The sequence below is a fragment of the Methanoregula sp. PtaB.Bin085 genome (assembly GCF_002067035.1).
Taxonomy (GTDB): domain Archaea; phylum Halobacteriota; class Methanomicrobia; order Methanomicrobiales; family Methanospirillaceae; genus Methanoregula.
Map to the genome: position 1 here is coordinate 120,134 of NZ_MVQB01000060.1, position 25,533 is coordinate 145,666.

At 55.0% G+C, this 25,533-nt stretch carries 30 protein-coding genes; 13 read left to right on the top strand and 17 right to left on the bottom strand.

Annotated features, from left to right (window positions below; translation table 11 throughout):
- Window positions 1-174 precede the first annotated feature (174 nt).
- From A4E33_RS13030 to A4E33_RS13040, 3 genes are all read left to right on the top strand, one after another.
- Window positions 175-1,656: an RNB domain-containing ribonuclease gene (locus A4E33_RS13030; RefSeq protein WP_292348716.1), complete on the top strand. Its 1,482-nt coding sequence runs from the start codon at window positions 175-177 to the stop codon at window positions 1,654-1,656.
- Between the two features lie 161 nt (window positions 1,657-1,817).
- Window positions 1,818-2,279, top strand: coding sequence for a hypothetical protein (locus A4E33_RS13035; protein WP_292348717.1), 462 nt, complete (start codon window positions 1,818-1,820; stop codon window positions 2,277-2,279).
- A 101-nt stretch (window positions 2,280-2,380) separates the two neighbouring features.
- A complete protein-coding gene (locus tag A4E33_RS13040) occupies window positions 2,381-3,481 on the top strand; it encodes a PEGA domain-containing protein (RefSeq protein WP_292348718.1) in 1,101 nt (366 codons plus the stop codon).
- A 39-nt stretch (window positions 3,482-3,520) separates the two neighbouring features.
- Here the strand turns inward: A4E33_RS13040 and A4E33_RS13045 are convergent, their stop codons facing one another.
- The gene (locus A4E33_RS13045; RefSeq protein ID WP_292348719.1) at window positions 3,521-4,021 is read right to left on the bottom strand and encodes an adenosine-specific kinase; all 501 of its coding nucleotides are present in this window, start codon (window positions 4,019-4,021) and stop codon (window positions 3,521-3,523) included.
- Between the two features lie 243 nt (window positions 4,022-4,264).
- On the opposite strand from A4E33_RS13045, the gene A4E33_RS13050 reads away from it, so the two are divergent.
- Together A4E33_RS13050 and A4E33_RS13055 are read left to right on the top strand one after the other, a co-directional pair.
- Complete coding sequence (locus A4E33_RS13050) at window positions 4,265-5,044, top strand: hypothetical protein (protein ID WP_292348721.1); 780 nt, start codon at window positions 4,265-4,267, stop codon at window positions 5,042-5,044.
- Between the two features lie 126 nt (window positions 5,045-5,170).
- On the top strand, window positions 5,171-5,650 hold the full coding sequence (locus A4E33_RS13055; protein WP_292348723.1) for a hypothetical protein: 480 nt from the start codon (window positions 5,171-5,173) through the stop codon (window positions 5,648-5,650).
- Window positions 5,651-5,701: 51 nt separating this feature from the next.
- On the opposite strand, the gene A4E33_RS13060 is transcribed toward A4E33_RS13055, so the two are convergent.
- Window positions 5,702-6,187, bottom strand: a complete 486-nt coding sequence (locus tag A4E33_RS13060; protein ID WP_292348724.1) for a cytidine deaminase — start codon at window positions 6,185-6,187, stop codon at window positions 5,702-5,704.
- Between the two features lie 111 nt (window positions 6,188-6,298).
- Here A4E33_RS13060 and A4E33_RS13065 point away from each other — a divergent pair, with 111 nt between their 5' ends.
- Window positions 6,299-6,628, top strand: a complete 330-nt coding sequence (locus A4E33_RS13065) for a GyrI-like domain-containing protein (RefSeq protein ID WP_292348726.1) — start codon at window positions 6,299-6,301, stop codon at window positions 6,626-6,628.
- Window positions 6,567-6,770 (top strand): GyrI-like domain-containing protein, encoded by a 204-nt coding sequence (locus A4E33_RS14780; protein WP_363054410.1) that lies wholly within the window; start codon window positions 6,567-6,569, stop codon window positions 6,768-6,770. Before A4E33_RS13065 ends, A4E33_RS14780 begins: the two co-directional genes overlap by 62 nt.
- A 35-nt stretch (window positions 6,771-6,805) precedes the next feature.
- Here A4E33_RS14780 and A4E33_RS13070 read toward each other — a convergent pair whose 3' ends face one another.
- The gene (locus A4E33_RS13070; RefSeq protein WP_292348728.1) at window positions 6,806-7,087 is read right to left on the bottom strand and encodes a DUF1294 domain-containing protein; all 282 of its coding nucleotides are present in this window, start codon (window positions 7,085-7,087) and stop codon (window positions 6,806-6,808) included.
- Between the two features lie 24 nt (window positions 7,088-7,111).
- A complete protein-coding gene (locus A4E33_RS13075) occupies window positions 7,112-7,633 on the bottom strand; it encodes a DUF6125 family protein (protein WP_292348730.1) in 522 nt (173 codons plus the stop codon).
- A 111-nt stretch (window positions 7,634-7,744) separates the two neighbouring features.
- On the opposite strand from A4E33_RS13075, the gene A4E33_RS13080 reads away from it, so the two are divergent.
- Window positions 7,745-8,116 carry a hypothetical protein gene (locus A4E33_RS13080; RefSeq protein ID WP_292348731.1) on the top strand — a complete coding sequence of 124 codons (372 nt, stop codon included), beginning with the start codon at window positions 7,745-7,747 and terminating at the stop codon, window positions 8,114-8,116.
- A 577-nt stretch (window positions 8,117-8,693) separates the two neighbouring features.
- On the opposite strand, the gene A4E33_RS13085 is transcribed toward A4E33_RS13080, so the two are convergent.
- The 3 genes from A4E33_RS13085 to A4E33_RS13095 form a co-directional block, all read right to left on the bottom strand.
- Complete coding sequence (locus A4E33_RS13085) at window positions 8,694-9,857, bottom strand: Nre family DNA repair protein (protein WP_292348733.1); 1,164 nt, start codon at window positions 9,855-9,857, stop codon at window positions 8,694-8,696.
- Between the two features lie 107 nt (window positions 9,858-9,964).
- Complete coding sequence (locus tag A4E33_RS13090) at window positions 9,965-10,255, bottom strand: glutaredoxin family protein (RefSeq protein WP_292348735.1); 291 nt, start codon at window positions 10,253-10,255, stop codon at window positions 9,965-9,967.
- A gap of 279 nt (window positions 10,256-10,534) precedes the next feature.
- On the bottom strand, window positions 10,535-11,596 hold the full coding sequence (locus A4E33_RS13095; RefSeq protein ID WP_292348737.1) for a hypothetical protein: 1,062 nt from the start codon (window positions 11,594-11,596) through the stop codon (window positions 10,535-10,537).
- 204 nt (window positions 11,597-11,800) lie between these two features.
- Between A4E33_RS13095 and A4E33_RS13100 the strand changes: the two genes are divergently transcribed.
- From A4E33_RS13100 to A4E33_RS13110, 3 genes are read left to right on the top strand one after another with little or no spacing between them, the layout of a single operon-like run.
- Complete coding sequence (locus A4E33_RS13100) at window positions 11,801-12,238, top strand: MarR family winged helix-turn-helix transcriptional regulator (protein WP_292348738.1); 438 nt, start codon at window positions 11,801-11,803, stop codon at window positions 12,236-12,238.
- A 9-nt stretch (window positions 12,239-12,247) separates the two neighbouring features.
- Window positions 12,248-13,318 (top strand): ABC transporter ATP-binding protein, encoded by a 1,071-nt coding sequence (locus A4E33_RS13105; protein WP_292348740.1) that lies wholly within the window; start codon window positions 12,248-12,250, stop codon window positions 13,316-13,318.
- On the top strand, window positions 13,315-14,403 hold the full coding sequence (locus tag A4E33_RS13110; protein ID WP_292348742.1) for an ABC transporter permease: 1,089 nt from the start codon (window positions 13,315-13,317) through the stop codon (window positions 14,401-14,403). The genes A4E33_RS13105 and A4E33_RS13110 overlap by 4 nt, the downstream gene beginning before the upstream one ends.
- Window positions 14,404-14,450: 47 nt before the next feature.
- Here A4E33_RS13110 and A4E33_RS13115 read toward each other — a convergent pair whose 3' ends face one another.
- Entirely contained in the window at window positions 14,451-15,050 is a 600-nt protein-coding gene (locus A4E33_RS13115; RefSeq protein WP_292348744.1) for a YbhB/YbcL family Raf kinase inhibitor-like protein, read from the bottom strand.
- Window positions 15,051-15,197: 147 nt separating this feature from the next.
- Here A4E33_RS13115 and A4E33_RS13120 point away from each other — a divergent pair, with 147 nt between their 5' ends.
- Both A4E33_RS13120 and A4E33_RS13125 read left to right on the top strand, forming a co-directional pair.
- Window positions 15,198-16,274 carry a CorA family divalent cation transporter gene (locus A4E33_RS13120; RefSeq protein ID WP_292348746.1) on the top strand — a complete coding sequence of 359 codons (1,077 nt, stop codon included), beginning with the start codon at window positions 15,198-15,200 and terminating at the stop codon, window positions 16,272-16,274.
- 116 nt (window positions 16,275-16,390) lie between these two features.
- A complete protein-coding gene (locus A4E33_RS13125; protein ID WP_292348748.1) occupies window positions 16,391-16,870 on the top strand; it encodes a YkgJ family cysteine cluster protein in 480 nt (159 codons plus the stop codon).
- Window positions 16,871-16,893: 23 nt separating this feature from the next.
- Here the strand turns inward: A4E33_RS13125 and A4E33_RS13130 are convergent, their stop codons facing one another.
- Genes A4E33_RS13130 through A4E33_RS13170 form a run of 9 tightly spaced genes read right to left on the bottom strand, consistent with a single transcriptional unit; the run spans window position 16,894 to window position 25,494 of the window.
- A complete protein-coding gene (locus A4E33_RS13130) occupies window positions 16,894-17,862 on the bottom strand; it encodes an isocitrate/isopropylmalate dehydrogenase family protein (RefSeq protein WP_292348750.1) in 969 nt (322 codons plus the stop codon).
- On the bottom strand, window positions 17,859-18,659 hold the full coding sequence (locus A4E33_RS13135; RefSeq protein WP_292348752.1) for a hypothetical protein: 801 nt from the start codon (window positions 18,657-18,659) through the stop codon (window positions 17,859-17,861). Before A4E33_RS13135 ends, A4E33_RS13130 begins: the two co-directional genes overlap by 4 nt.
- The gene (locus A4E33_RS13140) at window positions 18,656-19,126 is read right to left on the bottom strand and encodes a 3-isopropylmalate dehydratase (protein ID WP_292348754.1); all 471 of its coding nucleotides are present in this window, start codon (window positions 19,124-19,126) and stop codon (window positions 18,656-18,658) included. The genes A4E33_RS13135 and A4E33_RS13140 overlap by 4 nt, the downstream gene beginning before the upstream one ends.
- Window positions 19,127-20,335, bottom strand: coding sequence for an aconitase/3-isopropylmalate dehydratase large subunit family protein (locus tag A4E33_RS13145; RefSeq protein ID WP_292348756.1), 1,209 nt, complete (start codon window positions 20,333-20,335; stop codon window positions 19,127-19,129).
- A complete protein-coding gene (locus tag A4E33_RS13150) occupies window positions 20,332-21,459 on the bottom strand; it encodes a homocitrate synthase family protein (protein WP_292348758.1) in 1,128 nt (375 codons plus the stop codon). Before A4E33_RS13150 ends, A4E33_RS13145 begins: the two co-directional genes overlap by 4 nt.
- Entirely contained in the window at window positions 21,440-22,711 is a 1,272-nt protein-coding gene (locus A4E33_RS13155) for a thiamine pyrophosphate-dependent enzyme (RefSeq protein WP_292348760.1), read from the bottom strand. The genes A4E33_RS13150 and A4E33_RS13155 overlap by 20 nt, the downstream gene beginning before the upstream one ends.
- Window positions 22,708-23,676, bottom strand: coding sequence for a radical SAM protein (locus A4E33_RS13160; RefSeq protein WP_292348761.1), 969 nt, complete (start codon window positions 23,674-23,676; stop codon window positions 22,708-22,710). The genes A4E33_RS13155 and A4E33_RS13160 overlap by 4 nt, the downstream gene beginning before the upstream one ends.
- Window positions 23,658-24,554: a methanogenesis marker protein 11 gene (gene mmp11 / locus A4E33_RS13165; RefSeq protein ID WP_292348763.1), complete on the bottom strand. Its 897-nt coding sequence runs from the start codon at window positions 24,552-24,554 to the stop codon at window positions 23,658-23,660. Before mmp11 ends, A4E33_RS13160 begins: the two co-directional genes overlap by 19 nt.
- Window positions 24,538-25,494, bottom strand: coding sequence for a tRNA(Ile2) 2-agmatinylcytidine synthetase (locus A4E33_RS13170; RefSeq protein WP_292348765.1), 957 nt, complete (start codon window positions 25,492-25,494; stop codon window positions 24,538-24,540). Before A4E33_RS13170 ends, mmp11 begins: the two co-directional genes overlap by 17 nt.
- Between the last annotated feature and the right edge of the window lie 39 nt (window positions 25,495-25,533).

Sequence of the window (25,533 nt, forward strand, 5' to 3'; positions counted from 1 at the left end):
ATGTCATAAATGCCGGCAAAAAAGGTTTTCCCTGTCCGGCCCATCCCCAAATCCCGGTCCGGGTTGGCCTTATCTATGCCGTTACGAGAGACATATTGCCCGGGAAAAGATCTTCAACATTATACGGTACCTGCAGGATTTTTAACCATCCGGACGAATCATTCATGAGTCATCATGAAACAGCCCCGCATGGTCGACCTGAAAGCCATTGCCGTAACAGCAATGGAAAAATATGGTTTTAATCCACAGTTCCCGGAGACGGTTATCCAGGAAGTCATGGCACTGACTGACAAGGTATCCGGATATGATACAGGAACGGCAGGGGACCTCCGCTCCCTTCTCTGGTCGTCCATTGATAATTCCGATTCAATGGACCTTGACCAGCTCGAGTACTGCGAACGCGTATCCGGCGGGGGGGTCCGGGTTCTGGTTGCAGTAGCCGATGTCGATATCTATGTCCCCCGGCGTTGCCACGCTGACCGGTATGCCGCGCATAATGGCACCTCAATCTATACCGGGATCGTTACGTTCCCGATGCTGCCGGACAGGCTTTCAAAAGACATCTCATCTCTCCTGCCGGACAGGGACCGTCTCGCGATCGTTGTTGAATATACTGTTCTCCCCGACGGGGATCTCCGCCCCGGGGTCGTCTCACGCGCCCTTGTACGGAACAAGGCAAAACTCGTATACGAGGAACTCGGTGACTGGCTCGAGGGCACGGGGCCGATACCTGCTCCCGTACGCGATATCCCCGGACTCAGGGATCAGATCCAGCTCCAGGCCGAGACAGCCCGCAGGCTCCGGAAAAGGCGGATGGACATGGGGGCCCTTGACCTCCAGACCATCGAAGCACAACCAGTTGTCGAAGGGGACAGGGTCCAGAAGCTTGTTGTCCTGAAACAGAACATGGCACGGATCGTTATCGAGGAGTTCATGGTGGCAGCCAACCGGACCATGGTCTCATTTCTCGGGGATGCAGGTGTCCCGATGATCCAGAGGGTGGTTAAAGTGCCGAAATACTGGGACGAGATTATCCTGACGGCAGCAGAGTATGGCGTCAGGCTGCCCAAAACCCCGGATGTCAGGGCGCTCGCATCGTTTCTCAGGAAACAGAAGGAAGCGGATCCGGAACGGTTTCCGGACCTGTCACTCACCATCATCAAGCTCCTGGGCCCGGGGGAGTATATGCCCCTGGAGCCCGGTGCTCCGCCGACCGGTCATTTCTCGATGGCAGTAACCGATTATACGCATGGTACTGCTCCGAACCGGCGGTACGTCGATGTCATCAACCAGCGGCTGATCAAATCGGTCCTCGACAAAACACCAGGCCCCTACACCCTTGATTCCCTTGTCGACCATGCCATATGGCTTACCGACCGTGAGAAAGGGTCCAAAAAAGTGGAGCGTTTCATGCGAAAAGCTGCGGCAGCAGTATTGCTGCAGGACCAGATCGGCTCCATGTTCGAAGCTCTTGTCACCGGCTCTTCCGAGAAAGGAACCTATGTCCGGCTTATCGAACCCCCCGCCGAGGGTCGGGTAGTGCGGGGCGAACGGGGATTATGGGTGGGACAGAAGGTGCGGGTCCGGCTCCTGAAGACAGATCCCTACAACGGGTTTATCGATTTTGAACGGATCGGAGGTAAAATACGGAAGTGACGGTGAAGAATTACTCTCCTTCTTCCGATCGTTTTCATCGGTTAATCGTCTTATAGCGATTCAATCCAATGTGGAGAGAAAAACACCATGGGATCTGGTCAATTGAAATCCTGAACAGATCATTCCATAATGCTGATATGTCCAATCCCCGATGATCAGATATGCAACAAAAAACCATTCTTTCCGGAATCGTGCTGGTCTGTATCCTTGTTGTCGTTGCCGGATGCACCGGTACACAGAAACCGGCCGATACTCCCGCTGTAACCTCCGCGGCTGCAATCCCCCCCGCAACCGTTACTGCCGGTGCTGATCTCGTCCCGTCTCCGACAGACAGCATCCTCGCGGCAAACAACGTCAACATCAATGTTGAGAAGGATCATCTCGGGAATGTCATCGTAACATTTCAGGGAGGAAGCGGGCTCCAGCAGGTCAACAGGATCGATGTTACCCTGAACCGGGCCGATGGACAGGTTAAAACCGGGGAAGTCGGGATCCGGGCAGATGATCAGCTGACGCTGGAAGGAACAAAGAGTACAGATCGTGTCATGGTATATGTTTCCATGAAAGACGGGAAGAGATACAAGCTCGTCGATACCCTGGTGCCATTCAAAGCGCGGTTGTAACAGAGATCATTTTTTCTTCCCCGGTTTTTCTGACTTTTCAACGAGACCACGTTCGGGATACCACGAAGTTATTATAAAAGCACGGCGTGACATTGGATTTGATGATCCGTATCCGGAGATTTCTCAATCTGGCCATAGTCTGCTGTTCCCTTATCATCGTTGTCCATGGCGTTACCGCCTTCAGCGTGGGGGCGGTCTCAGTCAGCCCTTCCGGTAACCTGTATCCCGGTGACACCGTCAATGTGTCGTATACGGTGTACGCTGCAAGCGGCGCAGCATTTCCATCGTACGATGACCTGCAGTTCGTTACGGAACTCGACGATCCCAGCTGGCTGTATTCGATTTCCGTGAACGGGGTGAAGAATACCCGGCCGGTCACGGATGGCAAGACCCTGACGATCAGCGGTTTTGAACTGGCGTACAAACCCCAGTTCGAAGTTGATGTTCAGGTTACACTCCGGGGTACAATCCCTGCGGGAACCGTCCGGGGGACCAATAAAACCCTCGTAAGGATTCAGGAACTGGATGCGCGGGGATATTCCATCGGGTACTCGGCAGTGAACATCGACCACCTGATCGGGGAACCCACTCCCCCGCCAACACCGGCGTATGGCAGTATCACCATCACCTCATCACCCTCTGGTGCCGACATCTATGTTGACAATGTATACAAGGGACTCTCTCCGGGAGTGTTCAGCGCTATCCAGAACGGGGACCACCGGGTGCTGATGAAAATGGATGGATACCTGGATTATGCAAGAACCGTGAAAGTCACCGGTGACAACCAGTCGCTGCACGCGGTGCTCAATCCAAAGGTATCCACTCCTGCAACCACTCCTGTGCCCGGCCAGACCTCTGCAGCCGGAACGGGATCCCCGTCACCGACAACGCCGGCACAAACCCCCGGGTATGGTTCACTCTCGATCACGACCACACCCCCGGGTGCTCTCATCTACGTGGACGGTGCGATGAAGGGAGTGTCCCCGGCAACAATTCCCATGCTTCCGGAAGGTCCGCATGAAGTGACGCTGATCATGGACGGGTACCAGGATCTTAAAACAACTATTGTCATCAGCGAGGGATCAACATCGGAATATATCACCGGGCTTGCGAAAACGACACCGAAGACCCCGGGCTTCCCTGCCGCAACAGCCGTACTGACGCTGGGGCTATTCGCTCTTCTCCGGAAAACGAGAGATTAAAAAATTCCGGTTCCTCTGACATCCATCACTTCCGGGGATTTATCCCCGTTTGTAGCCAAGTTTCCTGAGCAGGCCGGTCCGCCACCGGACACCCTCGGGACCTTCAACTCCCCTTGGCTTTTGCCCGTCAATCACACCCAGGATTCCCCGGCCCTGGTGCGATTCAGCTATGACGATTTCCGCCGGGTTTGCCGTTGCGCAGTACACGGTGCAGACTTCCTGGAGATTTTTGATTGCGTTCAGGACGTTAACGGGATAACAGTCCCGCAAAAAAAGGATGAACGAATGCCCTGCCCCGATGACCTTCGCATTGTCACGCGCCAGGGCAATAAGATCCTCATCATTACCATCGATCCGGATGAGACAGTCTCCCGAAGCTTCCGAGAACGCCAGTCCGAACTTTGCACCGGGAACTGCCCCTACGACCACTTCCGCGATATCCTCGACGGTCTTGATAAAATGAGATTGGCCGAGAATGAAATTCACATCTTCCGGTTTGTGAATTTTCACAACCCTGATCTCCACACCTTCACCAGCCATGGATACACCGGATGTGAATTGGGTGTTCCGGATAATAAATTGGTTTTGATGAAAAGACCGGCAGATGGTATATTTTTCCAGGTCCGGTGATCCCCGGGTATGCCCGTACAGTCCCCCGGAAAAAACTGTACGGTACCTTCCGCCGGATGGCAGACTGCCCCTCCGGAATAACGATACTGCATCCTTTTATCTGTACAGATGAAATCTCAATCCGGTAGAAGTTGTTCGCAACGGGAGTCACTGATGATGGGGGCCCGGTACACGATCCTGGTAATGATGCTTATCGCCGGTATTTTGTTTTCAATACCACCGGTTTCTGCAGTAAAATCATATGAACAGTCGGTGGGAGATTCTCTGACACGGGGAGGCAGGTTCACCGTTACCATCACGGCTCTCCCGAATTCATCGTATTACGTATGGATCCCGCACACATCCTCCATGACCGGCGAACCCCGGGATCAGCCGCCGGTTATTGCCGATAACCAGGCAAATGTTGCCCAGGATCCGGAGAACGGACCGTATACCATCGGATCTTACCGGTATTCCAACGGGGGCGGGCAGACAATACGGGATGATATCGCTCCGTCCACGGCAGATTTGTCAAATACACGCTACTACGCGCTGGTGACTACGGATCATGCCGGGCAGGCGACCGTCGAATTCCTCACGTCCGTGAATACCGGTCTCAGGTCATATTCGGTCAGGGTCGAAAATCCCCGGTCGGTCGACAGTGACAACCTGTTTGTGGAACTCCGTGTCTTTTCAAGGAGAGCCCCCTCACCCGTAGAGATATTCACGGTCCCGGAAACGGAGAGGACAACCGTACAGCAGACAACCGCAGTGGTGAGCCTGCCTCCGGAAACGACCTCATTCCAGACAACGATACCGGAACCCGTTCAGACAACAGTCCCGCCAACGGTGCCGACAACAAAAAAAGCGCCGATAGGGATTGGAACGTGCATCGCAGCCGCAGGAGTGTGCCTCCTCCTGAAGAAAGAATACCGACAATCCTGCGGCAGGTGAATACACACTCGGGAATAGTGGGGAGATAGCCGCGAGAGGACAGCATCCCCCCGGGACCATCCCTTACAGACTCCTGGTTCAATTCCGCTCCATTACACAACCATGTCCCGCAACGATGGAAACACAGTGACCTGTTCCCATGAACAGGAATCGGATATCCTCCAGCAGTTCTTTTCCCGCCCGCTCTTTCTCAGCATCACGATCGGTATCCCGTTCTGCATCTTCAAACTCCTGTTCGGTATCACGCTGATCCGGACTTTATCGGATCTGCCATCCCCGTTTTCATCCGCCGGGTGGATTGTTACGGCATGGGCCCTGACGGATCTGATCATGAACCTCGGCCGGGAATTCTTCGATATCCTTGGCCGCCCGGCACCCTTCGAATATTGTACAATAGCACAGGCAGGCCGCCTTTTCCACATGCCGATGGTGTTTCTTGCGATCGATACCCTGCTCACCTTTATGATCATCTGTGCAATGCTCTGGTCCGGATGGATTGCATCCCTGACCACGTTCGAGAGTTACCTGTGGTACGGTGCAACGACCCTGAACCTGATCAGCCTTTCCCTTGTCGCACTCTATAACGAGATCCGGTCCCTGCACTGACAGCCGTGTAAAACAGACGATTTTTGGAATGCTGCTCCGGGATCTTATCCGTTACTTTGCGTCCTCGCCGAGCGCTTCCCTGCTCCGCATCTGGTACAGGACCATCGGATCCATCTCTTTGTAGGAGTCTTTGCCGGTCCGCATGATGACATTCGATATCCCGCTGTTGACAATCATCTTGGAACAGAGGAAACAGGGCCATATCTGGGTAGTCTCATCGGTTTCCACGTCGAAACCTGCGAGGTACAGGATGCATCCCCGGGCATGCTTTCCGGCCTGCAGGAGTGCGTTCATCTCGGCATGAACGCTCCGGCAGCGCTCGTAGTTGGAGCCTGAGGGGATATTATGCTCCTTGCGCCAGCAGCGGTTGAGCTCGGTGCAGTCCATCTGTTTCCGGGGAGCCCCGGTATACCCGGTTGACACGATGGTATTGAATTCATCGACGATAATTGCACCAAAGTTCCGCCGGAGACAGGTCCCCTGGTGGGCGCACCGCGTTGCCAGGTCGAGAAAGTACTGATGCCTGTTGGTCCGCATGTGAGAAAATATGGAAGAGTCCGGTATTAAAGCGGTAGGTTTTGTGAACACAGCACTTTCACGCTGTCCAATCAAAATACCATTCATTACCTCCATTAAAAACCTGAATGTATGACAGAAATCAGCATCATTGAAGTCCCTGCCATGAACGTGCTGGGAACACGAAAGACGGGGTCGTATACCCTGATCCCTGAACTCCTCCTGAAGGTTTTTTCCTACGCCCGGAAGAAGAAGCTCAATGTCACCGGTCCACCCTTTTTCATCTGCCACGAGATCTCACCGGAGGCAGTCCGGGAGGCGAACGAAAAAGGGACTGCGGTTATTGAAGTCGCTTGGCCGGTTGCCGGTCCTGTCAAAGGAACAAGAGAGATACCGGTATATGTCCTCCCGGGAGGGCGTATGGCACACGCGAACCCACAAAGGGCCGTACGAAACCTGTGAATCTACCTATCTCGAACTCTTTGCATCGATAGAGAAACAATCCCTGACAATCTGCGGCCCGATCCGTGAGGCGTATCCCAACGATCCCCGTACCGTGCCTCCGGAAGAGATCATCACGGAGATCTTTGTTCCCGTGAAATAACATCCTGCTTTTTTCGTACAAGCAATTCGGAAATACTACACAGAAGCCCCCGGCCACAACCAGAAGAACAGGAACAGGTGCAGGATACACAGGAAGGGCACAAGGAGAAATTTCACGTGGCGGTTCTTATGCCGGAATAGAATCATTGCAGCCAGGGCACCCCAGGGTCCGATGGCTGCAGCACCGAGAAGAGAATTTTCCGTACTGCGGTACGCCTTCATTTTTGCGCTGAACTTATCGAGAGCAAACGCAAGAAACGCAAGGATATTCAGGCCGGTGTACAGGAGCGGAAAGATGCCGGAAAGTGAAACAACCATAGTGCAGGATGATACGATGCTGTGTTATTCGCAAAGCCGGAAGTGCCACCGGCAGAACATATTTTCCGGGTGCGGATCCGGCGGTGCAAATTCGCATTCTACCCGGATCCGGGGATCGATCTCACGTGCGAACCCGGTAAATTCTGCCCGGTGCATCTCGCGGCAGACGTACTCCCCCTGGCCCCGTTTCAGCCGTGCCAGCTGTGTCGGGCAGGCCGGAACCTCGATGATCACTTCATCATCCTTCTCGATGATGGTATACCCGACAATCATTGCCCAGGGAAAATGCCGCAGGGCACGGACGAATCCCGGAAGGCCCTTCTCAGAGATCCTGAAGCGCCGGATAATGTCCTTTGCCGCCATGCCGGCAACCTTCCCCCAGACCTGTTCGTTGATCTGTTCAGCAACAGGCTGCCCGAACCGGTCATTGATATTAATGAACCAGAACGCATCGACAACCCGGTAGTGCCAGAGGAGGAATTCAAGGTACTGGTGCTTGTCGGCGTCATCCATCCGGTCGAACAGCTCAAGGTTCATATCGCTCATGCAGGAGTCACCGGAACAATAGTACACCATTTCCCGCGGGGGTTATATCTGCGTTTGGTACGGGAGAACCACCACAATGTTTGCATCATATCCCGGCAAAGATATCGATGGATGAAGAACCTGACCGTTGAGCAGGTGGAGGCAGTTCACAGGCGACTCATAGAGGAAGCACACGGTGACACCCGTGTTGTGTCGGAGGCCAACCTCTTACAGATGGTGTTCCGGGCAAACATGACAGAAAATGGTGTACTGCGGGCATCGCTTGTCTTCTGGTCCCTGTGTGCATTTCCGGCGTTCCGCGAGGGAAATGAAAGGATCGCACTCGCCATGGCTGAACAGGTTCTTGCGGACAATGGATACTGTATCACTGGCGACAGATCCGCTCTCCTTGTTCTTGCCCGGCGGATCCGGGAGTATTCTGCAGAACCGGAAGATATCGATCAATGGATGATCGATAACACCCGAATCGTTTTTGAACGATAAGATACAGACCGATACCCGCCTGCATTCACCAAGATTTAAGGAGCGGTTCAGCAGAACAACCCGCGCTCCGGGGGATGCTGACCTCATAAAGATACCCGGCAGGGCAATGATCTGATGATATCGGAAAGAAAAAAGGAGATTCGGGAGATCCATTTTAGAAGATATCGACACATTTACCGTTCGGGGTCAGCCTGAACGTCGAGCCGCAACCCCCTGGTGTTCGTGACAGGAATTGAACATCCCTTCATCGCCAAGGTCGTCATCGCAGATCAGGGCGTCTTTTTTACCGCAAATGGGACAACTGTGTGTCATGTCCCCAGGGAGACTACACTGTCGGTTCCATATATGCCGGGTTTTCACAGAGTCCGATCGGTCGGAATGCCTGTTATTCCGCCGAACGATGCATCCCGGGAAAGAAACCGGTATTCAGCCTGCCTGACTGTCGTGCAGGGGGGTCACTCCTCCGGAAAAACCTGGCGGGAGGAGATACCCCTACCCCCTGAATCCCGTACGCTGGGAAACGGATACACCAGTCCCGATGGCAACTGATCACAGGTATCGAAACACAGATTCCGCGTTACGCGAAGTCACGAAGCGTGCACTGCCGCATCCGGATCGTATCCCGGAGCAGTTCGCCTGATTCAATAAACCGGGTTACCGGAAGAGTAAATTTTTGTGAGATGTGTGTGAGCGCTGACTTAATATCCTCGAATTCCTTTGCAGGCTGCTGCATGGCATTCCGCACATTCTCCCGGACATTGAAGACACCCATGGGCACATACCCGTGGAGCGCCTCCCGCAGGATGATTGCACCGGCCTGTTTCTGCTCCCGCGCGAGTGCTTCGAGGACTGCCATCTTGCAGGTATAATAGCATCCCCCGAGTGGAGAATATTCTGTCTTTTTCTTTGATCCTTCATGATCCGAGAAGACCAGTTCCTCGTTATTGAGGACATGGAGGAAGGCTTCCGACCATTCATACTGCCATCCTGTCGGCATCAGGATAACCGCATAGTTGTTGTGGAGGCTTGAAAATTCATGGACCCGCCAGGTATCAATAACGGGGAATTTCTTCACCCGAGATAGGAGATGATCCCCGATAGTGGTATCGCAGGCAGTGATAGACCAGCGTGTCGGAACAAGACGGCGTTTGTTTCCGGACCCCATGGTTCCGGTGGAGAACGCCTTCTGGATACTTGAGAACAGGAGACCATTTCGATGAAGGTTTGTGACAGCCTCCGAAGCTTTCAGGTCGGTATCGTAAAACACTTTCTCCAGATCCCGGTTCCACCTCCCTGTCTCGATCTCAAACTGTTCAAGAGGGGCACTCGGGCCAAAGGGGATATGTTCTTCTGAGAACATTGATCCTGTCGGGGTACTGGAAAACACCACATCACTTTCCACGGAAGACTCCGATAGCGAGATGTCCTGGAGCTTCTCGATGAACCGGCCTTTCAGCTCGCATGCATGAACCCGCTGCTTGCCCCGTATCAGGCTGAGCCGGTATCCCAGTATCTCCTCCTGTGTCTTGTTTTCGGGAATCCAGGATTCCGGGCTGTCCATAATAGACGTATTCCCGTGTTCGGGTGTGACCAGCGGGCCGGCATACACATCCGGGTAATTCCAGCTGCCGATAAAGACAGATGGCGGAGAACTGCCGGCAATCTCTTTTGTAAATGGTGCAGATCGCATCAGGACTGTCGATTCCGTCAGTTGCCTGAGGTATGTGCTTTTACTGATCATGACCTGAGAAAACAGATGAACAGGTGGATATTAATCAGGTTGGTATGCAGGGAGAAAATGAATTGACCTTTTTCAGGTCATGAGAGAAAAGAATTGGTTTTTTGGTATCAGGAGAACTGGGGGCGTGAGACCTGCGTCACGTCCAGGACCGCTTCACGGATCAGGCGGCCATCCCAGAAAAGGTCGTCATTTTTGAAAAACGTTCGTGATGTGGATGCATGGACAACCTGGAGTACCGGGGGTTCAAGGGCAAAGCACCCGTTGTTCCGGAGTTCCCTGATCGCTTCGGGATTGCGGATATCGACTTCGTGATAGCGTGCCCCGGCTTCGTTCAGGGCATCCTTGAGTTCTTCGCACTGCATGTGTTTGTCTGTGGAATAAACGATCAATTCAGTCATACCTAACCTTCCTGTGTAATCCATTCCCGATACCGGATCACAAGGGAGTCAGATGTCACCATTCCATCGGTGACGGGATCTGGTCTCGTTCATGTCCGATAGGTTAAGAAAAAAAGGGAGAGTTTTTGATATATATTGGCCAGATTCCGGCAGTTCAATGGTGCTATACCGGGGGTTCAACAAATTTATATAGCATTACCGGGAGGCTGCAACCGATGTCACCTGTACGCAAATCCCTTGCAGGGATGATTCCATGCGGATTGGGCAGGTGAATCCGGTTCACCGGATACTCTGCCAGATTGCGAGGCCGAATTCGAGCGCAATGAGGACGATGATGACCCACTCGAGGAAATTGGAATGCTGGATTCGGACCTCGTCCGAGAGCATGGAATAATTCCCCCGGATGACATCGATCTTCCGGCTGACGCTCTCGCTCCACAAACCGCTCCGGAGAACCTTCAGGGCAACGGCATAGACCCGTGCGTAATAGACATCCTCCGTGACCTTGATGAGGTTATTGACTTTTTCAATGATCTCGGAGATCTCTGCCGAGGTTTCCATCTGTTTTGCCATGATGGCATGGTACTGGCGGCTGCGGCGGAACTGTGACAGGCGGTCAGCATGCTCGATGTCATCATACATCTTCTCCATCTCCCGGGTCAGCTCGCGATCATAATACCTGAGCTCGAGTACCTGGACATTGGCAAATTCAATCAGGTCGATAATATCCGTCGGGCTCTCCGGACTGCAGAGAAGGGCAGAATCCCATGACAGGACGACGATATCGTCAGCTGAATAACTCAGGGAATTCTTCAGGACATCCTCGCGAATCTGCGGGGAAATTCGGGCCCTTTCACCCAGAAGAAGCGGGACGGGATCGATAGTATCGTCACGGTGATCGGTGACATACACGGTATAATCCTCATAGAAATCCGGGTCAATCGCAAAATTCCTGATGTGAGGTCTGATGATCTCGCCAAGGGTTTTGAGATACTGGACATAAAAATCCCCCAGCCCTTCCTGCCCGGCGAACAGGAACCCGATCTCCTCGAGGTCTGCATATTGTCCATCCGTCTTTTCCATGAAAAAACAGATACTGATTGCCCCGATGCCGTACACGCGGGCGACAACCGAGAATTCGAACGGCTTCCCGTCACGTTCGAGGCGGATAGGGTTCATCTGGATCATGAGCGGGGGCTCCTCGATCATGATCGATTTCTGCTTCACCCGTACGAAACTGGTCCTCGCCGTAAAGTAATTCTGGGCAAGGGCCTTTTCGAGCCAGTCAAGGTCGATCTCCCTGCCGATATCGTAAATCCGGTAAAAACGAAGCGATATCATGGTTCCCTTCCTCCTTCCGGGCGTTGAAAATTCCTGCAATAATGAATAACCACAGAGATGATAAACCATTGCAGGATCCCTGTCCGCAATAAGGAAATCCCGCATCCTTCGGCCGGCCGCATGTATCGGAAAATGGTTCATCGGGTAAATAGTTCATCAAAAGAACTATTTGATCATTGAACCAATTCCCCTCCGTGAAGGTTCATGGATGATTCCCTGATGGATAAGGCAGCGGACGGCCTTCTCGCGCTGATGCCCCTCTACCACCGGCACATATTCCGGATCAACCGGCACATTTCCGGTATGGAGACCGCCGAGTACCGTGTGCTGGGGGTTCTGATGAAATCAGGACCGCAGCCCATCTCGGAGATTGGCCGGGCGCTGTATATTTCAAAACCCTACATGACGGTGCTTATCGACAGCCTCATGGAAAAGGGATGGATCGAGAAGAGACATGATCCGGACGACCGCCGGGTGATCCTTGTCTCTATCACTCCCGACGGGAAGAAACACCTGCACAGGGCGTTTGAAGTCTGCAGGGAAGATGTAAAAACCCTGTTGTCCGGTCTCGGGAAGAAGGACATCAGCCAGCTCTGTTCTTCTGTGGAACTCCTGAAAAAAATACTTGAAAAACTCCCGTGAGGTTCTGGTATGGAGAGCAGCATGATACAATTCCGGACCGGTACAACCCTTGCGGATCATACCGCACCGGAGATAACGGGACCGGCCGGACCGATCATTCATATCGAACACATCACGAAGATATTCGGCGACAGGGTTAAAACCGTAACTGCGGTAGACGACATCTCGTTTGATGTCAATAGGGGAGAGATCTTCGGTCTTCTCGGGCCCAACGGTGCGGGAAAAAGCACCCTGATCCGTATCCTTACAACGCTTCTGCGACCCACGAACGGGAAGGCATATGTCGACCGGTATGAGGTTACTGCATCACCGGAAAAGATCCGCAGTATCATCGGTGTATGCCCGCAGAACAGCACACTCGATGTCGAACTGACCGCGTACGACAACCTCGCTTTTTACGGGAAACTGGTTGATGTTCCCGACGAACGGCTCGATACACGGATCTGGGAACTTCTTGAAATGACCGGTCTTGCCGAAAGGGCACACACGCGGGTTGCAACATTCTCCGGGGGAATGCGGCGTAAACTGGAGATCGTCCGGGCCTTCATCCATCATCCGCTCATCCTTTTCCTTGACGAACCGACAATAGGGCTGGATCCGGAGGCGCGGAGGGAAGTCTGGCAGCAGATTGCCACCCTGAACCGTGAAAAGACAACCATCATCCTGACAACGCATTACATGGACGAGGCAGAAAAACTCTGCGACCGGATCGCCTTTGTCGATAAGGGCAGGCTTATCTCGCTTGATACTACGGATAACCTCCGCAAACAGATTCCTGCCGGCGACCTCATCGAGATCGGGACCGATACCATGAACGACGCAGTACTGGAGGAGATCAGGGGGACAGGCATGATCATCTCTGTCAGTTTCAGGGGCGGCATCCTGCACATATCGGCAAAGAACGGCAGTACTGTACTGCCGATCATCGTTTCGGTGCTCGAACGGCACTCGATTGTCATGAAGTCGATAGCTATCCGTCGTCCCTCGCTTGAGGATGTCTTCATCTACCTGACCGGTAAGAATCTCGATGACGGGAATACTACCGCAACGGTTTCCGGGCAACGGGGGAACAGGAAATGATCAAAGGCGCTTTTGCCATCTTCATGAGGGATTTCAAGAAGTTCCTCAGCAACCCGTTTGTCATCATCATAACCATGTTCATGCCCATCATGTATCTGATTATTTTCGGGAACGCGATGGGCGGCACTATCACCCATATTCCCATTGCAGTCGTACAGGAGGAGCCGTCGGTAAGCGACACTCCCTTATTCACATCGGCTGTCGGGATTCTCAGGACCCAGGCCCAGCGGGATTACCCCCGGACGTTTGATCTCACGGTCTATACTGACGAACTCAAGGCCAAGCGCGATCTGAAGGCCGGCATAATCAAAGGCGTTGTTATATTTCCTTCAACAGTTTCAGGAAACCGTCCCGTGCGGTTGTACGTAGACAGTTCGGATTACATGACCCCAACCATTATCCAGGCCGGTGTGCAGTCAGCCATGCTCGCAGGAGGTGCGCATAACCCTGTGATGGTGAACAAGATCTACGGGGATATCAGGTATATCCAGTTTTTCGGGGTCGGTGTCATCGTGATGGCTATCTTCATGTCAACGATGATGGGTGGGGGCATCGCGCTGATCAAGGATCGCGAGATGGGCATTATCGAGGGGTATCTTGTCACCCCGGTCAAACGGTCCAGTATCATCCTTGGTATGATTGGGAGCGGCACCATCCGGGCATTCTTTGCCGGATTTATCCTGTTTATCGTGGATATCCTTGTCACCGGCATCGTTATCCAGAGTACCGAAGATTTCCTGCTCATTCTCTTCGTCCTGTTCATTGCGAGCCTTGGCGTTACAAGCCTCATGGTCTCGGTGGCATCGCGGTTCTCCAACCAGCAGGAATACGCTTCCGTCACCGCATTCTTCAGCCTCATTCTGTTCATGACAAGCGGGGCATTTTACCCAACGGCAGGGATGCCCGACTGGCTTCGCTGGATAACCGTCATCAATCCGGAATACTATACGGTTGATGCACTCAGGAGTATCATCCTCCGTGGGCAGGGGCTTGATGTGATCGGGATGGATCTCGTGGCACTGCTGCTCTTTTCAACAATAACGATCCTTATCGGGATCTCCACGTACCGCAGGACACTGGACTAACCCTTTTTTCCCAGTGCAAACATGGCAGAGCGCAACCCGAAAAAAATTTACCGGCTGACAGTTGTCAGAAATTCGGTCTTTGCAATCGTGTGGCCGGATAGTGCCGTATCGATTGCTGTCCGGTCTGCAGTCGGCAGTATAAGAACTTCATCCAGAGCATAGAGCCGGAAGATATAGCGGTGGGTTGAACCGGGCGGAGGACAGGGATAATAATATCCCCGGGATCCCGGGGTGCTCTCTCCCTGCTGCGCACCGTTCGCGATAACCTTGGCGTAGGACTGGCCCTTATCGATTCCGGTGGATTGGGGCGGGATGTTGAAAACCAGCCAGTGAGTGAAAATGCCGGCGGGAGCATCGGGATCATCAAGGATAAGGACCAGGCTTTTTGTCCCGTCAGGAACACCGCTCCATGATACCGGTGGGGATTCACCCGCACCCTTACAGGTGTAAGCATCGGGAAGGACCGATCCCGGGCCCAGCGATCCGACACGAAGCGCTAGGTTACCTGATGATACGGGGGATTGGACTGGCTGACCTGCCTGTTCCGGCAGCGGCGATGACGGGGAGGATGGTATTGAAGTGCAACCTCCGAAAGCCAGAAGAACGGACAGGATAAGAGCGGGAAGCACATACCTGCAGGAATACATAACCGGAGAGGAGCATGCAGGGTATTAAGCATTCCTGAAATGGAGCCGGACCGTGTCCATCGTTTCCGAAGCCTATCTTTATACACTCCCCGCATCAATAGCTCCTTCACGAGTAACCGGCACAACCGGCATATATGAGGAATGGTCATGAAAATGCAGAGTACTCCACAGCCATCCAAAGTGAACGGGCCGGTACCCCTCAGTTTCTGCATCCTTCTGTATTCCGACGGGAAGATCGAACGGCTGATCGACAGGCCGCTCGACGAATATCTCGCTGTGATCCCGAATGTCAGCCTCGCATGGATCGATTACAGTACCAAAGATGACGAGAAGGAGATCGAACAGATCGCCCAGGCTGCCAGGTTTACCAAGATCCCGATTCCGAAACTGACCACGGGTTTTTATTCTGCATACGAGGATTACGATACCGAACTGGGAATCATGCTGCCTTCAGTGACCGTTAAGGGAGAAAAGACTACCGTTCACCCTCTCTTCATCCTTATTCGGGACAATTATATTATCACCGTTCACAGCGATGAAATCAACCGGCTCCTGCGGCTGTCCCGGTACGCACCCCAGTTCTTCAAGCGGATCTCGACCGAATGCACGCCGGATAAAATGACCCTGATGCTTGAGCGGATCATTGACGAGAACAATGACCGGAACTTCGAATACCTCCGCGAGATCGAAATGCATGGCGATACCATCAGCAGGTCCCTGATCGAAGAGAACGTAGCCAAGCGGCAGATTGCCCACGATATTTACCGCATGAAACATGTCCTGATCGATTACCTCAACGTCCTCTGGGCAACCAAGGATGTGGTTGATTCCCTGCGGTACGGTGATGCCGACATCATCACGAATGATGAAAAACTTCTCGGAAGGATCGGGATACTGTCCGACAACATCGATCGTCACATCGAGCTTTCCGAGCAGATGTCCAATGTTCTCTCATCAGGCCTCGAGGTGATGCAGAGCATCTACAACAACCAGCTGCAGAACATGAACAACCGTTTTGCCCTCGTCACCGCATACCTGACTGTTCTTGGCACGGCATTCCTCGTTCCCAATACCATCGCAACCATTGCCGGCAGCGGAATTATGGGGGGGACTATGGCACAACAGTGGTGGTACGTACCGCTGCTTGTCATCTCAACGGTTGTCGCAACCCTGTTCTCCTTCCTCTGGGTTCTCCATGTCTGGAGAAAGAAGGAGGAGTTTTAATCACCAGATCTTGACCTTTGTCAGGAAAAACCGTTGGGATAAATATTACTCACCCCGGGAATGATCCGCCAATCAGCAGTCAGGATCAGGATAACTGTCGGGAAGGGTACTCTGGAATGACCTTTGAATGCCAGCAATGCGGCGACTGCTGCAGTACGATGGGAGAGATTATCAGGATCCGTGACCGGATCGGACAATGGGAATTCCGGATAGGATTCACAAACGGGGAGGAGAGGATCGTCTCCATCGATCCGGATAAGCGGGATCTCTTCCGGATTCGGGAAGAGACAGATAAAAAAACCATCGCATGCCCGTTTCTCCGGAAGCAACCCCCTGAAAAGCGGATCTGTACAGTCCATTCAAGCCGGCCGGAACTCTGCCGGGCCTACATCTGTTCGAGAATCCTCGTACTGAACACGAACGGGAAAAAAGCAGGGCGGGTTCCGGATGGAACCCGCATCTTCGTCACAGAAGACCGGTTCCTTCTCGATCTCTGGAATACAACCCTGAGGAATGTCCAGACCCGGGACGAGGAAGAGTGGGAAAGGATAATTGAGGATGTTTTCAAAAAGGAAGGGTACACGGTGATTCGGTGAAAAAAACGAATACCGGCAGGTCTTCATATCTTCTGCCTGAGTTCCTGTATCAGAGCATCGCCGAATTCACGGGTCCCGGTGGTTCCTCCCAGATCCCTGGTACGAATTCCCCGGTTCAGTACCTGCAGTACGGATTCCTCAATACACCCGGCACCGTTCGGGTCGCCAAGATGATCGAGGAGCATGGCTGCGCTCCGGATAGCTGCAACAGGGTTTGCAATATTCCTGCCTGCGATATCGGGAGCGCTCCCGTGGACCGGTTCGAAGAGAGCATAGCGATCCCCGATGTTCGCGCTTGGCACAACGCCAAGGCCTCCCACGAGGTATGCCGCGACGTCGGAGAGGATATCGCCGAACATGTTCGTTGTGACAACCACATCGTAGCTCTTCGGGTGCTGGAGCAGGTCAAGGGAGAGCGCGTCAATGAACCTGTCGTTGCAAGCGATATTGGCAGCCTTTGCTTCGGAAAGACAGATATCCCGGAAAAAAACGTCTGATTTGATGACGTTCGCCTTGTGCCCGATGGTCAGGATACCCTTTCTCTGCCGGGCAAGATCAATTGCTTTTCTGATAATCCGTTCTGTACCCTTCCTGCTGACAACCCGCAGCGTTGTAGCGCGATCGGGGGTCGTCTCTTCAATGCCCGAGTAAAGCCCTTCCGTGTTCTCACGGACGATCATGATATCGATGCCATCTCCCCTCACAGGCCGGAGATTGGCATACAGATCGAGCGCTTTACGGATCCGCAGGACAACGCTCTGGTAATCCTTCATCGGGGGTGTGGTTATTGCACCGAACAGGATAGCATCCGAGTTTTTCAGTTGCGCGATATCCGGGTCCGTGCAGGGACATCCTGTCCTCTCCCACCTGCCGTAGCCAACCTCGACATTGAAAAAGTCATACTCGGGATGCAGCAGTTCGAGCACGCTGCGGGCAACCGGAATAACTTCATGACCGATCCCGTCACCCTCCACGACTGCTATCCGGGTCATCCCCGCCTCCCGCGCGCTGCCAGGGCCCGGACTGCCTCAAGGATCTTTACCGGTTCTGATCCCCAGTGGACGATAGCGCCGCTTTTCCCGTTCCACGATGACACTGCTTCCCGTTCGCTCCGGCAGCAGCGGGCTATGAAAGGTTCTTCCCTGACACATTCAAGCGGGCAGATATTGGTGATGGTAAAATCCGAACCGTAACATTCGTTCAGGAACTGGGTGGCAGTCAGACAGCCGGCAACCTGCTCCCCGCCATGCATGGCATCGGCATCGAGGGTCCGGGCAAACCCTCCGGCCCGGCAGGGGTATACATCCGCGCGAACCTCGGTGATATCCCGGATATGGTGCACGAACTGCACATTAAGGTTGCCAAAAAGCCCGGCATTCTCAAGTTCACGGATACCGGACGAAAGGCTTGGCCGTGGCGGGCTCACGTCATAGACATGTATCTTCAGGAAACCTGACAGATCGGGATCGAGAACAAAGGTCATGTGTTCGTCGTGGCCGGAAAAGATCGTGCAGCGGTATCCCGTGTCGAGAGCCAGTTCAACGAGGCGTGTGCGGTTGTGGAGGTTTACCTTTTCCGGATAGTGATAGACCTCGTTCTCACGGGCGAGGACCCGACTCGAGACAACCTGCCTCATCATGCCTTTGTGGGTCTGGTCCAGGGTAACTTCGAGCAGCTCGTGTCCACCGGAAGTGTCCCGCAGCAGCCACCGGCTTAAAAAATAAACCCTTTCGTCGCAGGGTTTTGCCGATGCATGACCGACATGCTTGCAGTGCTCCGGAAAGATCACGGACGCCCCCTCCAGTACCTGATCAGGCCTCCCGCTGCGAGAATGTCCCGCATCCTCGGGGAAAGGGGCCGGATAGAATAGGTATTCCCGCCGGTTTCCACGCATCCTGCCGCGAGATCGAATTTCACATTCTGCCCTTCCACGCACGGAAGGCTGCATTCTATGGCCGGAAGACCGACATTTATGGCATTCCGGAAAAAGATCCGGGCAAATGACGGTGCAATTACTGCTGTAACACCAGCTTCCTTCAGCGCCAGCGCTGCCTGTTCACGCGAGGACCCGCAGCCGAAATTCTTTCCGGCTACAATGACCGCCCCGTTCATCCGGGCTGCAAGCGAGGGATCGAGATCCTCGAACACATGGGAAACCCATATTCCGTGATCCTTTGTTCTCAGGTAACGCCCGGCTATGATCAGATCCGTGTCGATGTCCGGACCGAGACAGACCGCATGACCTCCCCCCTGCATTCATCCCACCTCCGGTTCGGTGATCTCACCAGTGAGGGCGCTCGCACCAGCGGTTGCAACGGATGAGAGATATATTTCTCCGCCAACTCCCATCCGGTTCCTGAAATTCCGGTTTGCTGTGGAGAGGCAGACTTCGCCTTCACCAAGAACCCCCATGTGCGCCCCGAGACACGGCCCGCAGCCGGGCGTACCGATCGTGCATCCCGCCGCCACGAGATCCGCGATAACCCCCGTGCGGATCGCTTCTGAAAGGACTGCCCGCGATGCCGGGACAACAATGGTCCGTACTGCAACGTTCTTTCCTTTCAGGATCCCTGCAAGGCGGGCAAGATCGCTGAAACGCCCGTTTGTGCAGGCACCGACAAAGACCTGGTCGATAGGGATACCGGCCAGGTCACTGACGGGTTTTACCGTGTCCACCCGTGGCGGCACCGCAATGAGCGGGACGATATCGCTCAGATCAAATTCCAGTTCCCGGCTGTACATGCAGGAGTCCGGGACCTGGGGCTGAACTTTCTGTCCCTTGCCTGCAAGGTACTGCAAGGTAATGTGGTCAGCATAGAACATGCCGGTCTTGGCACCGGTCTCCACCGAGAGATTGCAGAGCGTCAGCCGGTCATCCATTCCAAGGTTCTTTACCCCGTCTCCAATAAATTCGAGGGCACAGTATGTCCCTCCGTCCATCCCAAGCCTGCTGACATACAGGAGGGCGAGGTCTTTTGCCTCCGCACTACCCTGCAGCGACCCGGTGAGGCTGATGCCGATGGAGTCCGGGACCCGGAACCAGGTCTCTCCGGTCAGCCATATCGCTGCCATGTCCGTTGCACCGACACCGGTCGCGAACGCACCGAACGCGCCGGGTGTACAGCTGTGCGAGTCGGCCCCGACAACCACCTCGCCTGGCAACACGACACCTTCACTCATCAGCTGATGGCAGATCCCGCCTCCGATATCGGAGAAGTGCATGAACGACCCGCAGGCAAAATCACGGAGTTCGTGCTGGAGGGTGGCCGTGGTGGAGTTGTTCGCCGGGACGATGTGGTCGAAAAGAACATACAGGTCCGGATCGTCGCTCAACCGGTTGCCCATCTGCTTCCAGGTTTCGAGTGTCAGCACACCGGTCCCGTCGTGGACATAGGCCCGGTCCACTTTCCTGTCCACATACTCCCCTGCATCTGCTCCGAGGATTCGTTCCGAGAGCGTGCTCATGCAGGAGACTCCTTTACTTTCCGGATCAGCTTCCTCAGCACCTCCGGCGTTATGTTGCACTTGTGCTCGGAATGGTCCTTGACAAGGTCGAGCACCCTGCAGACCTGCTTCTCCGAAAGCTCACAGCCCATTGAGGAGACGACATGTTCGAGTGCCTTCTTCCCGGTGTGTTTCCCGAGGATGAAATGCCGCTCGCTGCCCACGAGATCCGGAGGGAAGTACTCGTACGTGGCGGGATCGTCGAGAATGGCGGCAATGTGGATTCCGCTCTCGTGCGAGAACGCAAGCTCCCCGGTGACGGGCTTGTTCCGCGGGAGGGAGACACCGGAATACTTTTCCACCATGTGCGAGAGTTCCGTAAGGTGCGAGAGGTCGTAGCGGTCGATCCCCTTCTTCATCCGGAGGGCGACGAGAAGCTCCTCGAGCGATGCGTTCCCCGCCCGCTCCCCGATTCCGTTGACCGTGGTATGGAGCTGGAAGGCACCTGCCTCAGCAGCCGTGATTGTATTAGCCACCGCGCAACCCATGTCGTTGTGGCAGTGGGCACAGAATGGCCGGTCTACGGATGCGACAAGCTCGGTCATAATCCGCTGCATGTCGGAGGGTATGAGGCAGCCCACGGTATCTGCGAACGAGAGCAGGACTGCACCGTGCTCTGCAGCCCGCCGGTATACCTCCTTGAGGAAACCGAGATCCGTCCGGGATGCGTCTTCGGCAGCAAACCGTACCTGGACACCATGGTCACGGGCATAATCGATCATTCTCAGGGAGTCCTCAAGTACCTGATGCCGGGGTTTTTTGAATTTTACACGGACATGGAGTTCCGAGGTCGGGATGAAGATACTGACCATGTCGACACCACAGTCGATTGCGGTCTGGATATCGGCTTCCTTTGCCCGCGAGAAACCACAGATACGGGCATCGAGCCCGAGATGTGCTATGGTTTTCACACACTCTTTCTCATTTGCCGACACCGCCGGGAACCCGGCCTCGATGACTTCGATCCCGATCTCGTCGAGTCTGGTTGCGATAGCAACCTTCTCCTGGCAGGAGAACGAGACTCCAGGCGTCTGTTCCCCGTCCCGCAGGGTCACATCACAGATCTCAATATGCAACGGTTTCATGACTGCATCCCTCCGGACAAACTCCTTCCACAACAAGTGTTCGCGGCGTGTCCGTCACCACGAGTTCACGTTCAAGCGTCCGGATCTCCCCCGCCCCGCAGACCACGGGTGTTGCCCATGACAGGTAAGGGAGGGGATCCGGCACCGGCTGCCCGCCGGTCATGGCCGCACGGGTATTCTTCATAACGATACAGAGCATCGGAAGCTGTCCGGTATATACATCAATGAGTGCATTCAGGCCGGAATGGAGCAGCGCATAATCACCAATAAGGGCAACCTTTGTGCTCCGTGCAGCGACTGCTATACTTGCTCCCATGCCATAACTTGCCATCCCAAGTTCGTACGGGCGGTTCATCGCCAGGATCGAACAGCCGGCATCGCAGATCACCTGCATACCCCGCTCCTTCAGGATCTTCAGCATCTGGTGATAGGGGCAGTTCCGGCAGAACGTCCGGGAGAAGCCCCTGCCTTCCATTGTTGCAGGTGGCCCCCGGGGTTCCGGAGGCAGAACTCCCCGATGGTACCGGATGAAGGCACGACCGCACTCATGAACCTCATGGATCCCTGCTGCCTGTGCCGGTACCGGGTTCACGGTCACGATCCGGGTCGTTCCGGGAGCCGGGCCGGCCCCGGCAGGTCCGCCATGCCAGTGGTTCAGCGGCGAATCGGTTGACCAGTCGGACATCCGGCGGTACAACTCGCCTGCCGCAGTTGCCCGACCATTCATCGTCCATGCCCGGTTCGCGAGCCGGCCCCGCCGGTCAGCGCGTTGCACGGGGAGATCCTTCGCCTCCGCATCCAGGACGCCGGGAGTCAGCCGGAGCAGGGTCACCCGTGAGAACTCTTCCGATGCCTGAAACGCAGCTTCGACCGCCGCGTGGAAGCAGGACGGATCCGGTTCGATGACCGGTATTTCGGCAAGCTCTCCGTAATACCGCGAATCCTGGGCAGTCTGCGATCCCTTTGCCTCCGGGTCATCGCCGGCCACGAGCACGACTCCGGCGACCAGGCCCTGGTTCACGGCCTGGACGAGAGGATCGGCACACGCGTTCACCCCGACATTCTTGACGATGACTGCAGCCCGCCTGCCTGCGATAGAATCGCCAAGAGCATATTCCAGGGCAGTCTTCTCGTTGATAACGAGCCTGGCTCCGGCAAGGATCGCAAGATCTGTGATCGGGTAGCCCGGAACGGTGTACAGCCGATCGGTCGATCGGATAAGTGCATCCGCCACAACCGCTGAACCGTTCATCCGTCCCTCCCCGGAACGAGATCGCATCCGCAGCAGTTCGTGCACATCGTGACAGCCTGCCAGGGATCGAGACCTGCTTGTTCAAGTGCGTCTTTGTGGATGGCAAAGATCTTCCTGAGCCGTTCCGCGGTCGGCCGGGGCGTCCCGGCCATCCCGGCAACCGGGTTGAGGGGTCGAAGGACCGGGATGACCCCATGGGATGTCAGCTGCCGGATGCATGCCTCCATCTCATCATCTGTTTCCCCAAGGCCGATGATGACATTGGAAAAGACGCGGTTCTTTCCGAAGAGTTCCACGGATCGATCGAGAACCTGCCAGAGCAGACCGTAATCGAGGCCCGGGCACATCTGTGCAAAAAGATCAGGGGTCGCTGCCTCGAGATTGAACTTCACTTCCGCAACTCCGAGTGCCTTCAGCCGATCGGGAGTCTGCCCCGTGGGATAGATCGAGACACCGATGGGGAGGTTAAAGAATGTGAGGTGTTTTACGACATTCAGCACGTATGCCTCCTCCTCTCCGATGGTCTCAAGGACTCCGCTGGTGACGGAGATCGCATGGATTCGGTGCACTGCCGGTTCAACCATCCCCATGATCTCCCCGATGGTCTTACGCCTTCCCCCGAGGGTCGGGACCGGGCAGTACCGGCACCTGAATATACAACTACCGGTGACCGTGATGAACGCCTGGTCGGGGCAGTGGTACCCGGGTTCCAGAAGCCGTCCTGTGGCCTGGTTCCCGTCATAGAAGAGATCCGCAATCCCGTTCCCGCGGTGGGCGATCTCGATATCTCCCAGAGGGTCCAGCGCGAGCCTGACGCGGTGGCTCCCCATGGCAAAGAAGACTGATCCCTTCCCACCGGCTCCCGGGCCGGCAGCTGAACGGGCAATGAACTGGTCCGCCGGCTCACCGCTCAGCCGGGCCGTCCCTGCTTCGAGCAGCCTTGCCTTCAGGTCTTTCCACTGCATAATTCCAGCGCCTCCTCATACCGGGTAAAGAAGGGGATTGCCGCCACAGCCCCCGTAATGCCCCGCCCGTGGATGATAATACGGAGACAAGGGTCCCGGATCGATGAAATGAGTCCGGAATCGACCTCTCCCCGTTTGACCTTCCTTCCGTATTCAAGCAGATTGTCTGATACGGAAAAACCGGAATACACCGCCATGCCGGTCTTCGTTGAGAGGGTGTATTTCTCCAGCAGCGTACGGAACCTGCTGATGAGGCTTTCCGGATCAGTTGTCGCGAACTCAGCAGCCAGAGCAACACAGTTCTTGGTGCGGTACGCAACCGGGAAGAGCTGCACAATCGTATGCGACAGGTACACAGTATGTTCATCCTCAACTGAACGGGAGATATTGTGGACGAGTGTCCATGTCGCTCCCTCATCAGGAGTATCCGTATCATCTACGCCGATCACGATCCGCTGCATCCGTTGCAGCCAGAGGGTGGCCCCGGCAACTTTCCCGCCACCGGCAGGATCGCTCCTGCTCCGCAGTACGCCTGTGGCATCGGACCGGCAGGCCGCAGCTCCCACACCTCCGCCACCCATACCGATATACGTCACTGCGATCTCGTCGCCGTCAACAATGCAGGACGAGATTCCGGCAGGAAACCGCGAACCCTCAAGAGCCAGATCGACACTCCCGGCCTTCAGGAGATACCGCATGGTGGAACCTACACAGCGGACATCTTCAACAATCGGACTCTGCGCATAGTGCTTTTTCGACCACATTGCCCCGCCGGTACAGTCAAAGAACTCGATGAGCTCGACCCGCTTTCCTGCCGAATCGGCCACCGCCGCGATCCGCGGGTAGTGGATCACGTACGGATCAGAGATGCTCTCCATACAGGCCTGCCGCCTCGGTTCCCCTATTGCCCCATACTACGGCCCCGAGAGCCCCGATCCGTCCCTTTCCGCCGGTCCGGTCGAGATACTCGATTCCCAGCGTTTCTGCTTCACGCTCTGCCTCATCCATAGAAAGGATTTCGGTCTTGATCCACTTCGCAACGGGTGCATCGGAAAAATCCCTGATCCCGTGGTAACAGGCTATGCCGGTCTCCCTGGAGAACGTGTTCTTTTCCACGAATGCCCGGACCGATTCCAGCAGGACCGGGATCCGGGCCGGCTTCACCGCGAAGTTCAGGGAGGTACTGACGCAGTTCGTGGTTTTGTGCGGGACCGCGGGATTGAGCTGGACGAGCCGCATATTCAAAAACTCGACTCCTTCCATCCTGCAGGCTTCGGCACACTTCAGTGCCATTACCCACGTCGCCCCGTCTGTCTTCGTGTCCGTGTCATCGATACCGATACAGATTTTCTCGTACCGCGGCGAGACGATACGGACATGGTTGGTCCGGGCACCGCCAACTTTTAAATCCTCATCAGAAGGATATTCCGTTCTGATGACGCCGGGGGCCTGCGGGAGGCAGGCTGCAACGCCAATACCGGCACCCGCAATCCCTGCCCAGCTGGTGATCACCTCGTCTCCCGCGACTTCGACGCCTTCCAGCGCCTGCCCTCCGATATCCCCGGCTGCCGATCCGAAGTTCACCGGGAATTTCCCGAGCTTTGCGTGAATGGTCATGGAGGACCCTTCAATCTCGCACCGGACAACTGCACCACCGGCCCTGCGACGGTTCATAGCATCCCATTCAATTGTGCCCCGGACCCGGCACTGCTCATGGATCTCGGCAACGCCCGCCCGTTCATCCACCAGTACCAGGAATTTTTGTGCAAAGAGCGGCCCGAACCGCTTTTTCACGTCGTCAGGAATCAGGGTGATCATGTTATCGCCGAAATTTTCGTTAACAAGATAATCGGCAAT